Here is an 18951-nt window from a genome sequence, read left to right on the forward strand (position 1 = left end):
TTTTATTTTTTAGTTGTAGCCGTATCTACGTTTTTGCTCCAACCATAATTGCTCCTAAATATTTAAAGTAATCACTATTATGATTTAAGGATAGTTTCCCATTATTATCTTTAAATTGATCTAAGGGCCTATCTAAAATCTTTTCAATAAAATCGCCAATAAGAGCAACTCTGTCTACTATTTTCAAGCGAATGTTCGTTCAACAACCCGACGTTTGGATAAAACGGAAAACTGGTGAAGCTCAGAGCGTTTGATGGTTTTAACAGAACCAGAACAATCAAGAGTTGCTTTCATTACTTGTGCAAATGGTTTTCCGGTGTATGCACCATCAGAAAGCATCTTTTTCACGTATTTCAATACTTCCGCATGTCTTTAACACATTTGGATAGCACCCAAGTGATCCGTTATATTCGCCGTTGTTATCTCACTGGCATGAATCAAACTATTGTTATATATAGTAAGATGTCTTTTGATATCTGAAACCTGCTTTCCGGCATCGTAGCCTTTTTCTTTAGCTGTATTCATTCATGGTTTCTTTTTAGCCTTATTTAGATACCTATAGGTATCATTACTGGATAACCATGACATACTCATCCAGTAATTTTTTCTATCAATGGAGTTAAACACTATTGACAGATACTTAAACATTATAAGCCTTTCCTATCATATAAATCCCTCCCATCCCTATATAGAATTTCATATAAAATGTATTAAAAATCACTAAAAAAGGTTCTTGTGAAACGAAAAAAAGGAAGGAAGTTCGATTTTTTGTACAGCAACATAGGTTCTGGCCCAAAATAAAAAAAGTATTGCACCTATTTGTGGATTTTAGCATCATAGTTAAAAATAGTTCATATATTGAATACTCACAAACTTCGTTTTTATTTATCACATGAATGGTTCCCATATACTGCAAGGCATGGGAGCATGACAAATATTTTGAAATCCAATGGATTTAGAAAACTATCTTTTCCATACCTATGATCTTATATTCAACTGTTTAACGCTGTGATGTCCCTCTTTTTCGGGGGATTGGCAACTAGCTTGAAAACAATATTTTATCTTCTACCACAACGATTTTTACTATTATTAGAAACTTTATACTAATTGGAACCAATAACAAATTAACCCCGTTAAAAATCAAAATTTAAAATCAAATATCATTGAATGGATATGTAATTGAAGAGCAATCTGTAGATCACATATACATGTCAAAAAAGGAAAGCACTTATTTAAATTACTTTGCTTTCCTCTCTTTTTCGAGAGATGAGTACAGTTCTGTATATTAGGTAGCATAATATGTATATATTATATCTTTATAATCGATACTTACAGTTAAAATATTTTTGAATTTTCTTTTAATTTGAGTTATAATAAGAAAAAGAGTCGAATCTCCTTTAGGCCTTTGTTTGTTACAAAAAACCAATTCTTGTATGGTAGAATTGGTTTTTTGTAATTTATTCAATATAAATCCTGCAACAAGCTTGCGGTTGGATCTCCCTCCTCAAAATCATTTTATGCTATACTCTTACGGAGAACATAACAGTGACAAGCCTCTTCTATATATAATATCTTGTGACTATAATCTTTTTTCTTCTTGCATCTTAAAAGAGCCACAATCCCAGCCATTGGGGATTGTGGCTCTTTTACTTTCTTAGTCGTTTATTATGAATTTCCTTTTAAAATAAGTTCAACTTCTTCTATACTTAATCTACTTGCTTTGGCAATCGTTTCAATTAGTACTCCAAGTTCATGCATACCTTTAATCATTTGTATTTTTCCTTCTTGAATTCCTTCATTACGAGCATGGGCAAACTTTGCGGCTTCATCCATCAAAGCTTTCTCCCTCGCTTCATATGCTTGTCGGAAAGAAGAATCTTGACTCATACGTTCCCATTTATTCATCGCTTTTTGTAAAATTTGGTCTTGGCTCATCGCAATATCCTCCAATGTTTGGGTTAATTGTTCATCCTCATTTGCTGGAAGTAATAACAACCAACGAACAAACGGATCTTCCCAGGGATTTACTTGTTCATTCCGCCACTGTTGCATGAGTTTTGGAATCTCTACAATATGAATTTCTATATAATGACTTAATACCTTCTGTTGTTGTTGATTCCAAAGAATTCCTGTTGTATAGAATGACTCATATTCAGAAAACATAACAAAATTTAACAAATTAATCATAATTGTTTTATGGAGAGAACTATATGGCATTCCTTTTTGAAGTTGGGATATGTAAAGCCTTCCCCAATAATATAAACTTCTCTTAATCATATCATGATTATTATTTAGCTGTATTTCCACATTTACCTTTGTTCCTGTAACTAATGTTGTGGAAATATCTAAAATCGATAATTTATCCTCTTCATGTTCTCGATGTAAATGTGGGTCTTCTAATTACAGGGATACAATAGGAGATTCTAAAGAATCTTGTAACATAGCATTTAAAAAAGCAATTAGAATATCTTCATTTCCACTTGTGCCAAATAATTGTTTGAAAGCAAAATCAATGCGTAAATTCACTAATCGTTGATTGGACATGGGTTTTCTCTCCCCACTTCATAAGATGTTTTTCTGTCATTGTACATAAACGAGGGATACACATGCAAATAATCTCTTATTTCAACATAGATAAGGGTTTCAATAATTTTTTAGAGATTTGACCATTTATTTTTTGAACTCCCCCCCATTTTTTTCTTTTAATTGTTCATACGTGTTTTCTTTTAAGTTATACATGAAATGCGCCCCTATCTATTTTTCGTTTAATACTTGCTGCTGTTCATTGTTGTTATATAACATTCCTATCACATATAAATTTAAATATAGTTCTAGGTACATACTTCGCAAGAAATCTATCCAAATTAAAAATAATATACAAAACAGCCGAGACAATAGCAAAATATAGACATAAGAAATACATGTATACTATTATTTCAGTAAGTTGTTTTTATTAAACAATACGGCGCGTGAAATTTTTATTTTCTTTATTAAAATAGCGTACCCATAGATTTTACACCTACAAGAGCTTACCAAGATATATGTCAACTCTTCCTTATCGAAACAGGCCTTCGTCATACATGAGAAACATATACAAAATATACAATTTAAAGTATTAATAATCAGTTAAAACGCTTATATATCAACGATTTTTGTAACATAAAAAATTATGAATACACTCTGAATTTTATTCATTCGTTACCAAATGTGACCATAAAAATAAAAGAGCACAGCGCGTTAATAAAGTGATGGTACACTCTATTAACCGTCCGACCAGGTAAACACTTACTATCCTCTCATGACTCATATTAGGCTTATTAAGCAACGTTTACCCCAATAGATATGTGAGACTCATTTCTTCACCTCCAAAATAAAAAAGCACTCCCTAAGGAATGCTTTTTTAATTACATATTTATCTACGGTTCATCCTCTGCTTATTGTATAATAAGGAGGTACTTATTTATGGCAGACATTAAAAATCCTAATTATAGGGTACAGCAAATAACAGAAGAATTCAACCTACAAGACGGTCAATCTTTAGACAGCAAAATGATTGCTCGAAGCCAAGAATTATTTAAAGGAAAATTAGATTATGATGCATAAATCACATGTAAAGAAGAAGAGTGTTTAACATTTTTCTTCTATTTTGATTCCCTCTTTCGAAAAACTAATATATCCGACTTTTATTTCAACCAAGTTTCCGATTTAATTATCAAAACATATTGAGGTTCTCCTTTCATACTTCCACGCCATCCTTCTCTACAGAATCACAACCAACTTGCTATATAGATATGAATTAGTCTTTTGTTCTGTCGCGGATTTTCTCCAATCCCTGTCTTCAAAACAGTAACTGTAGGCATATCATACGTTTAATTCTCCTATACAACTGCACATGTTTTAACTTACTTTGACTAGACACCCCCTCTTTTTTTGCAATTGTTGGTTACTCTTTACAAATGTGAATCATTGCGGGACCATCCACAACTACTCCACCAATTTCGATCTTTTCGTAAGCCTCTACACAAATGGTAGTCACCTTTTCACGCTTAGACAGCTCTTTACTCAGATTTTTTGTATCTATATACTTTGGTTCCATTTTGACACCTTCTCTACTTGTATTTTATACAGAAATATATACACTATAGGCCATTAAAACACCTTGAAAAGTATTTATCAATACACAAAGTAAAATCCCAAGAAGTGCGCCTTTCTATTAAAAAACATAGCCAAATATCAAATCTAGCAAGCTTTATTTACCCTTATACAGGCTCTCCTCTTTGAATAAGCAACATAAAAAAGCTAACTTTTTCACGAATATTTCAAGATAGTTTCCAATTGTTCCGCACTTCAATATATGCCCGTTCCCTTCAAAAAACATTCTTCTGAAAGATGATAACAAAAATATAAGCACAGTTCTCCTAAATTTCAGGATACTACTGTGCTTTGAGCCATAACATTCATATAATTATCATTTTTGGTGTTTCCGCACCTTTCAGCGTACATCTATTACAAGCTTTATTATTATTAGATCTTGATTTACTGTACGCTCAAAGGAAGGGAAATACCTCCCTTTTTATAAAAATAATATCGTCACTTCGAATCCCTAAACTCATTTATTATTATTACAGAAACTTACTGAAATAAAATTCAATTTTTACGTTTGTTAAAAGTAAAAATACATGTTTTTGTTAAACAGACAAAAAAACAACTATATACCAGCTTTCCTTTTGTCAAAAATCAAAACGTATTCGTGAATAGTTCGCAAAATTCCCGCGAATAGTTTGCATTTTTTTAAATCGTTTTTCAGCCTCTATTCACATAGTTTTGATTAGATATGGTCTTATACCCATTAAAAATGAATTAGCTATAAACTAGATTGTGTTCAGTTCATCTATTCGGTTTAACCTTAGATAAATCAATCTCTTTCGCATTTTATAAAAACGAATTTGACACTTTCCGTTTAAGGCAAATCAAAAAGCAGCTAAAATATAAAGGAATTAAATTTGAATTTCCTTTAATAACCATTTAGCGTATCTTGTTGGATTCCTATATATCTTAAAGTCTCTTTCTAACCTGTACGATTTAACATTGGTTATAAAGGGACTACATCTTTAAGCTGTTTATAATGATGGTGCTCATATGTCTTTGCTCCAATACGTTCTACTCTAAATTCTTATACTGTCTGATTACATATGACATATGCCATTGATCTTGTAATAAGTTTGTTCTTTCCATTCCTACATTAATGAGAAATTCATGCTTTGGCTTTCCTATTTTTCTAATCCCTTAATGCTTTTTTTAAATCAGAAGGCATTCCATTAATTGAAATTTGAATTGTACTTATTCACTCATGCTTACAAAAGAATTATTTTGTTTGAATTTGTTCGAAATCATAAATATTCCCTGTGATTTCAAATTCATTTGGTTCCTCAATAGCTGTAGGACATACGAAGAATACATGCCCATCCAACCAACTATACCTTCAGTTATTTCAGTTCCCTCTACTTCTATTCTACTGCAATCTGTATACGGTATCTTGGTCCAATGAACTTTACCGTCAATACTGTAGACACCCCATTTCTGAATCACATACCATAATTGGAACCGTTAGCTTTTTCCAACTGCTTTTTTATTGATTCGAAATCTCTAAAGAAAACATCTTCTGACAATGGTTTGATATACCCATCAGGATATTCAGCCTAGTAATATCAATCATTCAGATTAATCTACACTAAATGAACAATCGTTCCATCTTTGTATCTATATGGTTCCGGTTGATCTATCACCATATCCATCCTCCTTTTCTACAAGATGAATTTCTAATTATAAAAGTAATTATTAAATACCTAACGCATATACATTGTAATAGGATAGGTATTTTGTATTAGCATTGTATTAGGAGGAGCGCTCTGGTCAAGCGCTTCTCTTTTCTATAAAGTGAACTTTTTACTGCACTAATCCCCGTATAACATTTCCATTCCTGCTAATACTATAACTGTAAGGTACACGTCTATTACTTGTAGGGTTTAATTTTCTTTTATGCAACATGTGGTTAGCTAATAAAGTTGACCACTTTGTTGCGCCAAATGAGTTTTTCTCAATAAAGATTTTATTTGAAAACTACACATATTAAAAAATAACGTTCTTGTTTAAATATTTTTCACACCTGAACCAGACAAAAATATGTTATTTTATGGTGACGAAATAGCATATAGCCTACCTTTTTTATAAGAGCACACTGATATATGTGCTCTTTTTTGATACATTTATAAAACGATCATACGTTATCTTGAATAAACCCTTTTTTCGTTCAAATAAATATTTTGTTCAGACTTGTAAGTGCACTAAAAACATACATATAATTTTATCATAGTTACATTGAATTTCTTGCACACCTCGTGGGAAGAACCCGTTTTTTACTAACGGGTTCTTTTCTTTATTCGTCATACTATAACTAGTTTGTTACATTTTTCTAGAGCGCACCTTTACATGAATAAATATTCCATTCTTATAGAGCCGTAAATCCTCTTTCCTTTTATTCTTGAGTCTTTTCATGGAAATGTATCATTTTACTCTCCGTAATCAATTTCCTTTGAATCAAATGTTGTGAGTAAGAATTTTTTGTGATTTTTAACCAAAAACTATTTATTTAACTATTTTTAGTTTCTAAATTTGTATTGAAAATTCTAAGTTTTAGAAGTATCATATACATATTCAAACATTTGAAGATGTATATGATACTTCTAAAATGTTAAATGCAAATAAATACTAGAGGTGTTTTAATGGGAACCGAAATGCAACAATTTAAAGCAGACTTCTTTAAAGCTTTATCGCATCCTTTGCGAATAGGTATTTTAGAAGTTTTATCAGATGGTGAAAAAAGTGTAAATGAAATTCAAAGCATTTTAAAAAAAGAAGGTTCTGCAGTTTCTCAACAATTGAGTGTATTACGGGCTAAAAATATTGTTGTTGGCACTAAAGATGGAAAACGAGTATTATACTCCCTTCGTGATCCTATGATTATGAATTTATTGGTGGTTGCGCGGAAAATTTTTAACAATCATTTAATTGATACAATTTCTATGTTAGAAGAGCTAGATGAAGCAGAAAGTGAAATGATAAAGGAGGAATAAATTGAGCATTGAGGCTAAAAGAGAAGATATCATCCAACATGGAATTGAGATATTTCACTCTATAGGAGCGCATCATGTTTGTAATGTTTGCATTAAAAGTGGGTATTCTTGTTGCGTTGCATGTCAACATTTACAAGATGGTATCGGATGTCAAAAAAGGAATACAGCTTGTACAGCATGGTTATGCGGCATTCAGAACTTTTTGTTTGATCAAATAGGTTTATTAGAAGATTGGAATCGTTTTTGGACTGATATTCCAGGACAAATGTTTCGTAGAGATATTACTCCAGATAAAGTAAAAGTCTCATCGTTTATTGATACGAAGAAGCTAGATAGTCGGGCTGGAGAACTTCTAGCGGAAAGATTACAATTCCATGTACAACAAGGTGGAGATATAGGGAAATTAGAACGCCATTTAAGCAAAACTTATAGTAAGTATTAGGATGTCGTTCTCTTTTACGAAAATAAAAATCTCCTGTATAAGCGAGTGAGAAACACATTTTTAATCCGGATTTATTAAAAAAAGAAAAGAAGGGTTTGTAATGAGAGGTTTATTTACGGGAAGGTTTGAAGGGTATTCATTAGGGCATTTTCAAAAAGATCTTCTTTCAGGAATGATTGTTGGAGTTGTTGCGATTCCTCTTGCTATGTCTTTTGCTATAGCTTCTGGTGTAAAACCAGAGTATGGAATTTATACAACATGTATTGCTGGGATACTCATTTCTCTATTTGGTGGTTCAAGGTATCAAATTGGAGGGCCTACAGGTGCTTTTGTTCCAATTCTTTTAGGAATTGTCATTACCTATGGGTATGAAGATTTATTACTTGCTGGTTTAATAGCTGGAATTATCTTATGCCTTATGGGAATTTTCAAATTAGGTTCGTTAATTAAGTTCATCCCACGTCCTGTAACAATTGGTTTTACGTCAGGTATTGCTGTTATTATATTCACTGGACAAATTGCTAGTTTTTTAGGTTTAACAGATATTAAAAAGCACGAGGAATTTATAGCAAACCTGAAAGAAATCTTTACTCATATCGGTACCACTAATTTTTATAGTGTAGTAACTGCTATGATTTGCTTTTTCGTTATACTCGTAACACCAAAAATTTCGCCAAAAGTACCCGGTTCATTAGTAGGTGTTGTGATTTCAACTATAATTTCTACTATATTTTTCTCAGGTCATGTGCCTACTATCGGTACAGCATATGGTACGATTCCAAATACATTACCTCAGTTTGACGTACCAGAAATCACAATAAAGCGTATCCGACATTTAATTGGCCCTGCATTTGTTATTGCTATGTTGGGTGGTATTGAGTCTCTTTTATCTGCTGTCGTCGCGGATGGTATGACAAATAGTAAACACAACAGTAATAAAGAACTTATTGGGCAAGGAATTGCTAATATTGTTACCCCGTTATTTGGAGGAATTCCGGCGACTGGAGCGATTGCTCGAACAGCAACTAATATTAAAAGTGGCGCTGTTTCACCTATGTCCGGTGTGGTTCACGGAGTATTTGTGTTATTTACGCTTCTACTGCTAGCTCCATACGCTTCGCACATCCCACTTGCTAGTATGGCTCCAATTTTAATGGTAGTAGCGTGGAACATGAGTGAACAAAAGCATTTTACTCATATACTTAAAATGAAAACAGGGGATTCTCTTGTATTATTGGCAACATTTTTACTTACTGTATTTACTAGTTTGACAACAGCTGTTGAAATTGGTCTTATTTTAGCTATTATTTTATTCACAAAACGTATGAGTAATATGCTTGTCATATCAAAGGTTCTTCCTGATCATACAACAAAAAATGAAAAATTATTACCGCATGTGGTAAATAAAGCTCATGATTGCCCTCAAATTAGTATTTACACAATAGAAGGTCCATTATTTTTTGGAGCTGCACAAACATTTGAACAAAACATTTTAGCGACAATTCATTATAAACCCAAAATTCTAATCTTACGTATGGGCAAGGTTCCTTTTATTGACACAACAGGCGAAGCCTACTTTAGGAATATTGTCCAACATTTTAAAAATCAAGGTGGCGTACTTCTCATTTCAGGAACTCAATCAGAGTTGAAAACAACTCTAACTAAAAATGGATTACACGCTGAGATTGGAAAAGAGAACTTTTTTGATCATACAGGAGAAGCAATTAACTGTGCTTTAAGATATTTGAATAAAGCAAAATGTGTAGGGTGTAAACATTTTGCTTTTCATGAATGTGCCCAGCTCTCCCAGGATATTAATACAATAAAAAATAAATCAAATGCATTAGAATTTTAAAAAATATATTTCATATACAAAGTTTACTTGTTTTGATTTACTCTTTTTAATATTTTGTTAAAAAGTAGAAAAGGAGAATGTTTAATTTGGAGAATGCGAAGAAGATTTTTATAAAGCTTGAACAAGAAGGATTTTCATACATTCAACAAATGATCACTAAACAACAAGAAGAGAATATATTCCTTACATTTCAATGCAAAAAAAATTGTACAAATAGTGCCCTTTCAATAGATGATAAAGAGAATTACGAAAAAAGTATATCGTTTTTTTCTCATGCTTCTGGTGGTTTAATTATATGGGGAATAGCTTCAAGTAAAAATAATAATGGTGTTCACGTAGCTAAAAAAATTCAACCTATCTCTAATGGAAAAGAATTTTTTAGTAATCTAAATGATTTATTTTCAAATAATTTCAACACTACAAACCTGGATGTTAAAAATATATATATTCCTTTTCCTAAAGAAGAAAACCATGGATTTGTAATCACCTATGTCCCGAGGAAAGACTATCTGTTAAAACTTAATGATTACTATACAAAGACCAGAGATAACTTTGTAATGATGATGGGACAGATTATTTTAAATGATATATTAGAAAATAGAAAACCATTAAGGGAATCACTGTAAATCCTGCAATAAAGGAGTAGAAATAATGTCTGAATTTAAAAATCAAGTTTTAAATGTGCTAGAAAAAGTATGTGAAAATGATATTGTACAAGAGAACCTAGATGTACACTTATTTGAAGAAGGAATTCTAGATTCTTTTGCTACAGTATCTTTATTAGTAGCATTTGAAGAACATTTAAACATCGAGGTGTCTATTTCCGATTTTGATCGTGATGAATGGGCAACACCAAATATGATTATTACGAAATTGAAAGATATGCGATAAAAGTTGGTTCTTAAAACATTTATAAGAAGAAGATTTGATAAGGCTGTTTACAATGAATAATAACAAGTGGAGGAATTAAAAATATGTCTAACTTACCTAATTGTCCAAAGTGTAATTCAGAGTACACTTACGAAGATGGAAGTCTTTTTGTTTGCCCAGAATGTGCCCATGAGTGGGCTTTAGAATCAGAAACTGCACATAGTGAAGATACAAAGATAATTAAAGATGCAAATGGAAATATTTTAAACGATGGTGATTCTGTGACAGTAACTAAAGATCTTAAAGTGAAAGGAACTTCATCAGTTGTGAAAATCGGGACAAAAGTAAAGAATATCCGTCTAGTAGATGGGGACCATGACATTGATTGTAAAATTGATGGTTTTGGAGCCATGAAATTAAAATCTGAATTTGTGAAAAAAGTTTAAACTCGGGATGTATACAATAATAATAATTTGAGTTAGTTGTTTTAGACCCGTATAAATATTTTCACAAGATAGCAACCAAGTAACTTAATAACCGCTCCTTTCAATAAGGATAAAGTAACAATAAAATCTACATTCTGTGTTATGCCTATAAAAAATCAAATAACCTTAAAAACAAAAAACTATCTAAAGCTCTACAAGTGACTCCAGTATATGGGTAATTTTAATATATTCCTTACTACAAATATTGACGCTAATATGCTTGTTGCAGTTTTAAATTTAATCAAGTCTATTGTAATTACAAAGATTGAAATATCTATTCGATTTCAAAAATAGTGTAGGGAATGTATATGAAAAGATCACTTGTCTTCTAACAAGTGATCTTTTCATTAGATAAATTGCTACTTGCTAACAGCAGGTAGTTGTTATCCTATTCATATGTTCAATAGATATTATAACACATTATTTAGTTATTTAGGATGAAGAAATCAGTTATGAATCAATTTGTGAGATATGAGGGTGTTACAGGGACAAATTTCCGCTTAGTTAATTTCTCATTTATTATACAACAAAGAAAAAAGCACAAAGTCCTTCTTACATTCTACACGCCCCTTTTCTTCCCCTGACAATCAATCATGACTTTGCTCTTTGTTTGCTTCTGTAAATTAAAAGCTTTTATTTTGCCCGCTTATATTTCCTTTCTAATATTACATAAAGTAATAATTTCAGCTTTGTTTCTCTTTTAAAGGCCTTCCAGTCAGATACCCTCTTTGTATTTAATCCTAGACAAAAAGCACAAAAATATAGTTCTCTGTGCTCATTAGACATAGTATATATATAATCTCGTTACCGTACTAAATGGACCCATCCTGAATAAAAGATAGAGCTTCCACCGCTTGGGCTCTTTGAACAATACCGGTCAACTCTTGTCAATTGTCCTGCATAATAACCTGAATGATAATCATAGAATTTGGGTCAGAATAATAAAATTTTTCTTGATGCTTTTCAATCCACTTTTTTTCTAATGTTTCTGCTGATGTATTGGAAGTTGAACAACTCGAAAAGATAGATAATAGAACAATACTTGCTATAATAATAGATTTCAATGTTTTTTTAGCATTAAAAACACCCCTTTTTAATATTTATATTTATTAAAATTTACAGATTTATTTTAATGTAAAAGTTATAGTCTCAAAAAAAACACTATAAAAACATTGCGAATAACCGGTTTTTCGACATGGAGAGATTACAGTCGACTAAAATTTGTGATTCAACTGGTGTTTGTTCATTATCCAGATTCGACTTTATTTGAATGGAATAATACCCCAACATCAAGAGCACCTCATACAGAATCTAACAAAACGAACATTAGAAAACGGTAACACCCTTCATTTAATTGAAATAATGCTATCCATTTTTGATTGCTTCATTCATACGTTCTTCGGAATGCTCCTCTCCCATTATGACTAATGAAGAATCTATGAGTAGATAGGTAACAAATTGAAGAAAGTAAAGGGGTAAACTAATACCCTCCTGTCTATTATATAAATATTTTTATATCCCAACTATTTAAATACAACAAATCAAAGCAAGTAAGTACTGAAACGCTGGGTGTAGTTTATATCCCGCATCGTTCAGATAAAAATCACTTTATCCAGCTTGTGAGACATCACGGAATAGACTTTAAATCCCATATAGTTTAGATAAAAATGAATCATCTTTTTTCTTTAAAGTTCTGTTATGGTGCTTTATATCCCACGAAGGTCAGATCAAACACATGCGTTTGATATTGCACTGTCTTTTACTGACCTATTTATGTCCCTTATTATTCAAATAAAAAACCTATATAGATACGAATGATACACCTTATGATAGCAACATTTTATCAGGTATAAAGCGATTAATTGAGAGTAAATTTCTCTTGCTTTACAACTATCAAAAGGTCTATATGATTTTGAAGTGTTTCAAAATTTCGTCTCGAACTTTTTGACATACTGTTTTTAATAGAAATTACTCCCATTCAAAAGGTAGAACCAAGATAAAGAGATTACTAATTTGGAATTTAAGGAAGGTTAATATATAATTTAAATGTTAATTAATGGTGAAATAATAGGGAGGCTTTTATGTTTGCTACAGAAGAAGCTTTAATTCAAAGGTTAAAGCTTGAATATAAAAAGAAACTATTTTTTGAAGAAATCGGGGGCGGTTATGGAATTGCAGATCTTATTATTATTAAGAATAAAACTGGATTCATAAGATTTTTAGAAAGTAGAAATGGTGTCCACCTTCAGAGTAATGAACAAATCAAAATTTTTATGTATTTATGGAAAAAGAGAAAAGGTGTAAATTTTGATGAAATATTGTCTCATCATTATATCCCTGCTGAAAAGTTAAAATATAAAATACTGAAGCATTTGGTTAGGATTGGGGCAGTAACCTTTAAAGAGGGAAAATATTTTCGAAATAAATCATTTGAAATTTTCCCATCAGATATTGTTGCGATTGAGGGAAAACTAAGTAATTGGCAATCTGGTCTTACTCAAGCTATTAGATACCAAAGATTTGCTCAAAGTATATATGTTGCTTTAGATGTAGATTATATTCATCGAGTAGATTTAAACGAATTTAAAAAATATAATGTTGGTTTAATCTCAGTAGGGTCTAAAGTACAAGTATTAAATAAGCCTCAAATAAAAAAACCTTTAGACCCGGTAATGAGATATAGAATTGCTGAAAATATCATTCAGAGTTCTAGCAGTTTAAATACCGGAGGGTTGAGCAAGATCCATTTTTGATACTTCTGTAATAACTTCTTTCCATATGCCCAGATGCTTGTAGTTAAGATTTTTAATTTTTTTCTCTTTAAGAATTTCCTTAATATATTGTTGAGCAAAATCGACTGAGGTACTAAATTTTCTTAGCCTTTCTTCATTGGAAAGTATAGAGTATTCATCAATTTGTTGTTTTTTTACTGTATAGTGATGTTGAATAGTGTTATGAAAATTTGTTAATTTATCAATTTTTGTAGAACTTTCACAGTAAAAACAATTACATATTAATTTTTTTCCTGCTTTAGTAGATAGGATATCTGCCAAGATATTTTCATTATAAAGTCCTAAAAGTTCAGGTATATAATATCTACGCTTTGCTCCTCCGCTTTCTTGCTTATTCAGGAATTCTTCTTTAAAACTATCCCCTTGCCCCAAACTGATAGCAATAGTATTAGCACCGATGGCAAGCAATCCTAATGAAAAATCATTTATTCTTGAAATTATGATTTCTTTATTACTGTGTGATAGTATTTTTACTAAATAAGCATAAGCGTAATAATGATTGCTATTTAATGTTCCGAAATCTCCAGCGATCTGTAAGTAGTATCCATCGGGCTGAGCTGCTGAAATATAATTTACGAATTGATCAATATCGCCAATATCCTCGAACTTTTCAATATTAAGGTAAATCCCGTAATACAAGGGTCTTCGGATATTTAATGAATCTAAATAAGATTTGGAGGCCTTATATAAATTATAGTCTGTTTTAATCCAGGGATCTTTAACAGAATTATATAAATGAACGGGTGATAATAAGATATTAGAATTATAATCCAATTGAAAATCCATTACTTGTTTAGCTCTTTGAGATATATCGGATGCTAGAATAAAGTCTTTTGGAGTTTCTTTCCTTAATTTACTTATAATATAAGGTAACTTTTTATATGTTTCTTTAGTTGTAAAAGCTGAATAGCCTAAGGTTTGTACATAAGGATCGATAATCAATCTAGAAGTATCTTTTTTTTGTAACCCTAAATAATTTTTATCTGAATGAACTAGTGAAGGGGCATTAAAAACTGCACCATCAAGATTTTCTAGCTGAATTACTGTTTTTGCATCGTTATTTTGTGGTAGTACAAGAAATTCAAGTGAATTAGGCTTATGGTTATAGATGAAGTCTTTTCCTTTTTTTCTTTTAATTAGACTTTCTAATATAATCATTATCTCGTCAAAATTATACTTTCTTTGAAATGGTTCTTTTAAGAGTAATGTTTCGATTAATTGAGATAGTTCAATGGGGATATTTTGAACTTTATTTATAACAGGTGTTGGTTGTTCAGTCATTATTTTATACATTGCTTCAAGCTGATTTGTCATCTGAAGCGGTTTTTCATTAGTTAGGAGCTCATAAAAGATAGAACCTATAGAATAATAATCTGCTCGGTAATCAATATCCGCTGCTGATTTTAATTGCTCAGGTGGCATATAAGCATAAGTCCCCATACCTTGCCCTGTAGTTGTTAATGTGCTTGCATCGATTAATTTTGAAATACCGAAATCAAGTATTGTAACATTATATTCTTTTTCATCAGTTAAAATGATATTAGCTGGTTTCAAATCCCTATGTAAAACTCCAGCGAGATGAATATTATTTATTGCTGTAAAAACATTAAAAATAATTTTCGATGCTATATGCACCGCTAAGGAACCAGATCTTTTTATAAAACTTTCTAAATTTTCTCCTTGGACATATTCCATAACGATATATCGATACTTATCAGGGCCATCTTCATATAAACCATCATCAATATATTTTACTGTTCCATTACCAGGGACTGTCTTAAGTATTTTTATTTCTCGTTCGATTCTACGTACGTCATTATTGTCTAATATCATTATATTCTCTCTAATTAATTTAAGAGCGTAAGTGTTATTATCTTTTTCAACTAGATATGTTGTACCAAAAGCACCAGATCCAAGTGTCTCAATTACTTTATAATTATTTATGATGTTCATCCAATTCCCCTCCCGTTAATCCCTATATTACCATATCCTTGTTGTTTTTTGTAAAAACATTCTGATTTTTTGAAATACTCAAAACTATACATGCCCATAAGGATAAACCACCATTAATATTCTCTTTAATCCATTGTTTATTGTATGTTTTCCTATAAATAATTTTAAATTATTATTAGGTAACTAGAGAAGAATATAGGGTTCTTACAGAAAAATGTATAATAATATTCAAGATTAATTAACTATAAGAAAATGAATTTTACGTTATAACTAACTATAATTCCTGAATATATGTAAATGGGGTATTCTTATTTTTTTATTTATGTGATGAAGAATTTTGGTGTAGGAGAATTATACAAACGTTTGTTCTAAATATTTTAGTTATGAATCAATGTATGAGGAATGATGAGTTACAGTATTCAATTGACTGCTTAGTTAATTTCTCATTTATTATATAAATTTTATATAGCAAAGAAAAAAGCATCCTCTATGGATGCTGTCTCTAAAAATTTTTGGCTACAAGTTTTTCTTAGCGGTTTTGCTAACTATTTTTTTCATAGTAGCTCCTCATACTCAAAATTGCTTTCGTACGCCCAATAAAATAGTCTGCAATCAAGTATGAAGCTCTTCATGAATTTAAACATTTGACCATTGTCTAATTTCTTCATAACTTACCTTAGTAACAACTTCATATGTTCTTCCTGCACTACCTGGTTTAATAACGACCATACCCATATATGGGATTCCTCCAAATGCACTATGAGCAATAAAAACCTTATTTTTACCTTGTAAAGGTATTGTTTCAAAAAGTCTAATCAAATTATCTTTTATTGTTTGTTCTTCAGGTGTTGACACATCGCGTTCTAAATAACCGACTTTACCTAAATCATTATTTATCTGTATATCTTGTGCACCAAAAGCAATTTCACCAGTTTCTCGAGTACGACAGTAGGGACTTGTCAAAACAGGAAAATCAATGGGTAATTTTTGTTTTTTAAATATTTCTCTAACTACTTCTGCTTGTCTTCTTCCATTTTCATTTAAGTTCCTTTGAGTTTCACATTTCGTTAAATCCGCATTGGGTTCATGAGTATCCCCTGTTTCACCATGCCTTAAATAAAGGATATAACCACCTTCCATAATTTTTTCAAAAATAGTTTTATTTGAATCTGTACTCATATAAATGATCACCTCTCTAAAATTTGTAAACATGTATTTAATTTGGTTTTCTAGTCTATTATTCATTATGGGAAAAACTTGAAATATCATTAATTATTGTGGTACCGCATTTTTGCTATTATATATTAAATTATTATAATATCATTATTTTTAAAAATGATGTTTAAATAACTATGTACAAAGAATAAAATATATTTTTTTGCGAAACAATAGAAATTGAATTTAATATTTCATTAAAGGAGCGTAATAATCTTGTCACAATTTTTAGATGCCCAAGTGAGAGAAAGTGGTACAAAATTTTTAGTTTATCCGCAGAATAAAAAATTAAAGGGGTTTGAACAACCAGAGGTAATTTTTATTAATTTGCCTCCTGGTTCAATTCAAGCAGGACCTGAAGATGCAAAAATGTATGTAATCGATGCCAGAAATAAATTACATTATAGATTTGTAGGAGAAGGGCCACCATACCAAGGACCTAGGTTTCCGCCTGTTCAAGCAAATCAAGAAGGCCATTTTGATCACATTAGACCTAATGATCGTGCTTTTTCTTCCACAGTTATGTATGCAACTGTGAGACGTGTTTTAGATATATGGGAAGATTATTTTGGTCATGAATGGTCTGGCCCCATTTGGTGAGACAAAGAAAAAACACCTAGATAACATGTTTCCTATAAGCTATAGGTGACATATTATCTAATTTTCTCTGAATCCGTTCATTATTATAGTAGTGGATGTATTCATCCACAGTTTGTATTATACTAGCATTATTCGATTGTTTTATATTTTGCGCATAGAATCCTTCGGATTTCAAATGAGAATGAAAGGATTCTATGAGGGCATTATCATGGCAGTTTCCTGTACGAGACATGCTTGTGATAATGCCTTTTTCTTTGGCATATGTTTGAAATTGTTTTGATGTATACACCTTTCCTTGATCCGAATGTAAAATCGTATCAATCACATTTCGCTTTTTTAAAGCCTCTTTTAGAGTATCTAATACAAGAGAAACATCCTGTGTCTCAGCTATTTTATAACTTACAATTTCATTGTTAAACCCATCTATAATAGATGAAAAATAAAGAGTCTTATTGCCGAACATCAAATATGTGATATCAGTGAACCATTTTTCATTAGGCTTGGTAGCTTTAAATCTCCGTTGTATTCTATTTTTAGCTACCACTGGTTCATGACCGAGTACAAATATCTTTTTCTTTTTTCTAACCCGAGATAATACGTTGTATTTTCTCATGATACGTAATACTTTTTTATGATTCATTACGATGTTAAATTGATCACGTAGACAAGCTGTAACCCGACGATATCCATACCGATATTTATGATGTTGACATATTTCTATTACGGTTTTTTCTTCATGGTTAGTTACTGTTTTCTCCTGCTTTTTCCAACGATAATAAGTAGCACGTGAAATATTAAATATGGAACACAGTTCTGCAATTGTAAAAATTGATTGCCATTCCTTTATCATTTTCATTATTTCTTCTTTTCCTCCCACCTCCTTAAGATTTCTTGGCACTTTTCCAGCAATATAATCTTTGCCTTTAAATAACGTATTTCTAATTCTTTTTGTTCAAGTTCTGTTAACCTTTTTAAGCCTTTTCCATGTGCAGATTGTCTTCCAATAGATTGTTCAAACCGATAGGTTTCGCCTTCACGATACCATTTCATCCAAGTTTTAATTTGAGCCACATGTCTAATTCCTAAGGCATCCATAATTTCTTTATTTTTGAATCCTTGGTGTTTCATTTCAACTACTTTCCACTTTATTTCGGCGGGATAATGCACCTTTTTCCCCATACGAAAAACACCTCCATTAAAATCATAACTGATACTTACGATTTAGAGAGGTGTTTTTTATCGTCTCATTCTCAGGGTTCACTCCATACAGAAAGGATGGCGTTTTTTTTATGAATCTTTCGATTCAAGATGAATTTCATTTGTTTGCTGAAGAACTACAACGACATTTATCTTCCGATACCCTTCAACAACTTGCACAGGAAACAGGTTTTGTAAAACGTAAAAGTAAATATGGGGCACGAGATTTGGCTGCTTTATGTATTTGGATCAGTCAACATGTAGCAAGCGATTCTCTTACTCAATTATGTAGTAAACTTTATGCGAATACAACTACACTTATAAGTCCAGAAGGACTTAATCAACGTTTTAACCGATGCGCTGTTTTATTCCTACAGTGTGTTTTTTCTCGTTTAGTTAAAAGCCAACT

Annotated in this window: 13 protein-coding genes and 3 pseudogenes; 10 read left to right on the plus strand and 6 right to left on the minus strand. The window is 31.2% G+C overall.

Going from position 1 to position 18951, the window contains the following annotated elements; translation table 11 throughout:
• Positions 1 to 1665: 1665 nt before the first annotated feature.
• Positions 1666 to 2544, minus strand: a pseudogene (locus ACS2MN_RS29950) (Rpn family recombination-promoting nuclease/putative transposase).
• A gap of 918 nt (positions 2545 to 3462) precedes the next feature.
• On the opposite strand from ACS2MN_RS29950, the gene ACS2MN_RS29955 reads away from it, so the two are divergent.
• Positions 3463 to 3603 (plus strand): hypothetical protein, encoded by a 141-nt coding sequence (locus ACS2MN_RS29955; protein WP_346995102.1) that lies wholly within the window; start codon positions 3463 to 3465, stop codon positions 3601 to 3603.
• A gap of 340 nt (positions 3604 to 3943) precedes the next feature.
• Here ACS2MN_RS29955 and ACS2MN_RS29960 read toward each other — a convergent pair whose 3' ends face one another.
• Positions 3944 to 4096, minus strand: coding sequence for a BC1881 family protein (locus tag ACS2MN_RS29960; RefSeq protein ID WP_346995103.1), 153 nt, complete (start codon positions 4094 to 4096; stop codon positions 3944 to 3946).
• A 918-nt stretch (positions 4097 to 5014) separates the two neighbouring features.
• Positions 5015 to 5314: pseudogene (locus tag ACS2MN_RS29965) on the minus strand (site-specific integrase); the annotation flags it as partial.
• 1468 nt (positions 5315 to 6782) lie between these two features.
• Between ACS2MN_RS29965 and ACS2MN_RS29970 the strand changes: the two are divergent.
• The 7 genes from ACS2MN_RS29970 to ACS2MN_RS30000 all read left to right on the plus strand — a co-directional run bounded on the left by ACS2MN_RS29970 (position 6783) and on the right by ACS2MN_RS30000 (position 13538).
• Positions 6783 to 7133 (plus strand): ArsR/SmtB family transcription factor, encoded by a 351-nt coding sequence (locus ACS2MN_RS29970; RefSeq protein WP_346995104.1) that lies wholly within the window; start codon positions 6783 to 6785, stop codon positions 7131 to 7133.
• 1 nt (position 7134) lies between these two features.
• A complete protein-coding gene (locus ACS2MN_RS29975; protein WP_438894904.1) occupies positions 7135 to 7575 on the plus strand; it encodes a DNA mismatch repair protein in 441 nt (146 codons plus the stop codon).
• Positions 7576 to 7675: 100 nt separating this feature from the next.
• On the plus strand, positions 7676 to 9430 hold the full coding sequence (locus ACS2MN_RS29980) for a SulP family inorganic anion transporter (RefSeq protein WP_438894905.1): 1755 nt from the start codon (positions 7676 to 7678) through the stop codon (positions 9428 to 9430).
• Between the two features lie 86 nt (positions 9431 to 9516).
• The gene (locus ACS2MN_RS29985) at positions 9517 to 10056 is read left to right on the plus strand and encodes a hypothetical protein (RefSeq protein ID WP_438894906.1); all 540 of its coding nucleotides are present in this window, start codon (positions 9517 to 9519) and stop codon (positions 10054 to 10056) included.
• Between the two features lie 25 nt (positions 10057 to 10081).
• Positions 10082 to 10321 (plus strand): D-alanine--poly(phosphoribitol) ligase subunit DltC, encoded by a 240-nt coding sequence (gene dltC, locus ACS2MN_RS29990; protein ID WP_137842732.1) that lies wholly within the window; start codon positions 10082 to 10084, stop codon positions 10319 to 10321.
• An 83-nt stretch (positions 10322 to 10404) separates the two neighbouring features.
• Entirely contained in the window at positions 10405 to 10746 is a 342-nt protein-coding gene (locus ACS2MN_RS29995; protein ID WP_346995109.1) for a zinc ribbon domain-containing protein YjdM, read from the plus strand.
• Between the two features lie 2120 nt (positions 10747 to 12866).
• Positions 12867 to 13538, plus strand: a complete 672-nt coding sequence (locus ACS2MN_RS30000; protein WP_438894907.1) for a hypothetical protein — start codon at positions 12867 to 12869, stop codon at positions 13536 to 13538.
• Here ACS2MN_RS30000 and ACS2MN_RS30005 read toward each other — a convergent pair.
• Positions 13503 to 15530 carry a serine/threonine protein kinase gene (locus ACS2MN_RS30005; protein ID WP_438894908.1) on the minus strand — a complete coding sequence of 676 codons (2028 nt, stop codon included), beginning with the start codon at positions 15528 to 15530 and terminating at the stop codon, positions 13503 to 13505. The two genes, ACS2MN_RS30000 and ACS2MN_RS30005, sit on opposite strands and share 36 nt — an antisense overlap.
• A 636-nt stretch (positions 15531 to 16166) precedes the next feature.
• Positions 16167 to 16709 carry a histidine phosphatase family protein gene (locus ACS2MN_RS30010; RefSeq protein ID WP_438894909.1) on the minus strand — a complete coding sequence of 181 codons (543 nt, stop codon included), beginning with the start codon at positions 16707 to 16709 and terminating at the stop codon, positions 16167 to 16169.
• A gap of 252 nt (positions 16710 to 16961) precedes the next feature.
• Here ACS2MN_RS30010 and ACS2MN_RS30015 point away from each other — a divergent pair, with 252 nt between their 5' ends.
• On the plus strand, positions 16962 to 17345 hold the full coding sequence (locus tag ACS2MN_RS30015; RefSeq protein ID WP_438894910.1) for a hypothetical protein: 384 nt from the start codon (positions 16962 to 16964) through the stop codon (positions 17343 to 17345).
• Between the two features lie 16 nt (positions 17346 to 17361).
• Here the strand turns inward: ACS2MN_RS30015 and ACS2MN_RS30020 are convergent.
• Positions 17362 to 18524 (minus strand): IS3 family transposase gene (locus ACS2MN_RS30020; RefSeq protein WP_087951311.1). Its coding sequence is split into 2 segments (ribosomal slippage): positions 17362 to 18257 and positions 18257 to 18524, totalling 1164 coding nucleotides; the frame shifts between segments, so codons are not numbered across the junction.
• Positions 18525 to 18634: 110 nt separating this feature from the next.
• On the opposite strand from ACS2MN_RS30020, the pseudogene ACS2MN_RS30025 reads away from it, so the two are divergent.
• Positions 18635 to 18951: pseudogene (locus ACS2MN_RS30025) on the plus strand (IS4 family transposase); the annotation flags it as partial.

It is taken from the genome of Bacillus cereus group sp. BceL062, from assembly GCF_051780025.1.
GTDB lineage: Bacteria > Bacillota > Bacilli > Bacillales > Bacillaceae_G > Bacillus_A > Bacillus_A toyonensis.

Coding starts and splice junctions, on each gene's coding strand:
- ACS2MN_RS30005 (WP_438894908.1), bottom strand. CDS start 15,530: ATGAACATCATAAATAATTATAAAGTAATTGAGACACTTGGATCTGGT.
- ACS2MN_RS29995 (WP_346995109.1), top strand. CDS start 10,405: ATGTCTAACTTACCTAATTGTCCAAAGTGTAATTCAGAGTACACTTAC.
- dltC (WP_137842732.1), top strand. CDS start 10,082: ATGTCTGAATTTAAAAATCAAGTTTTAAATGTGCTAGAAAAAGTATGT.
- ACS2MN_RS30010 (WP_438894909.1), bottom strand. CDS start 16,709: ATGAGTACAGATTCAAATAAAACTATTTTTGAAAAAATTATGGAAGGT.
- ACS2MN_RS29970 (WP_346995104.1), top strand. CDS start 6,783: ATGGGAACCGAAATGCAACAATTTAAAGCAGACTTCTTTAAAGCTTTA.
- ACS2MN_RS30000 (WP_438894907.1), top strand. CDS start 12,867: ATGTTTGCTACAGAAGAAGCTTTAATTCAAAGGTTAAAGCTTGAATAT.
- ACS2MN_RS29960 (WP_346995103.1), bottom strand. CDS start 4,096: ATGGAACCAAAGTATATAGATACAAAAAATCTGAGTAAAGAGCTGTCT.
- ACS2MN_RS29955 (WP_346995102.1), top strand. CDS start 3,463: ATGGCAGACATTAAAAATCCTAATTATAGGGTACAGCAAATAACAGAA.
- ACS2MN_RS29980 (WP_438894905.1), top strand. CDS start 7,676: ATGAGAGGTTTATTTACGGGAAGGTTTGAAGGGTATTCATTAGGGCAT.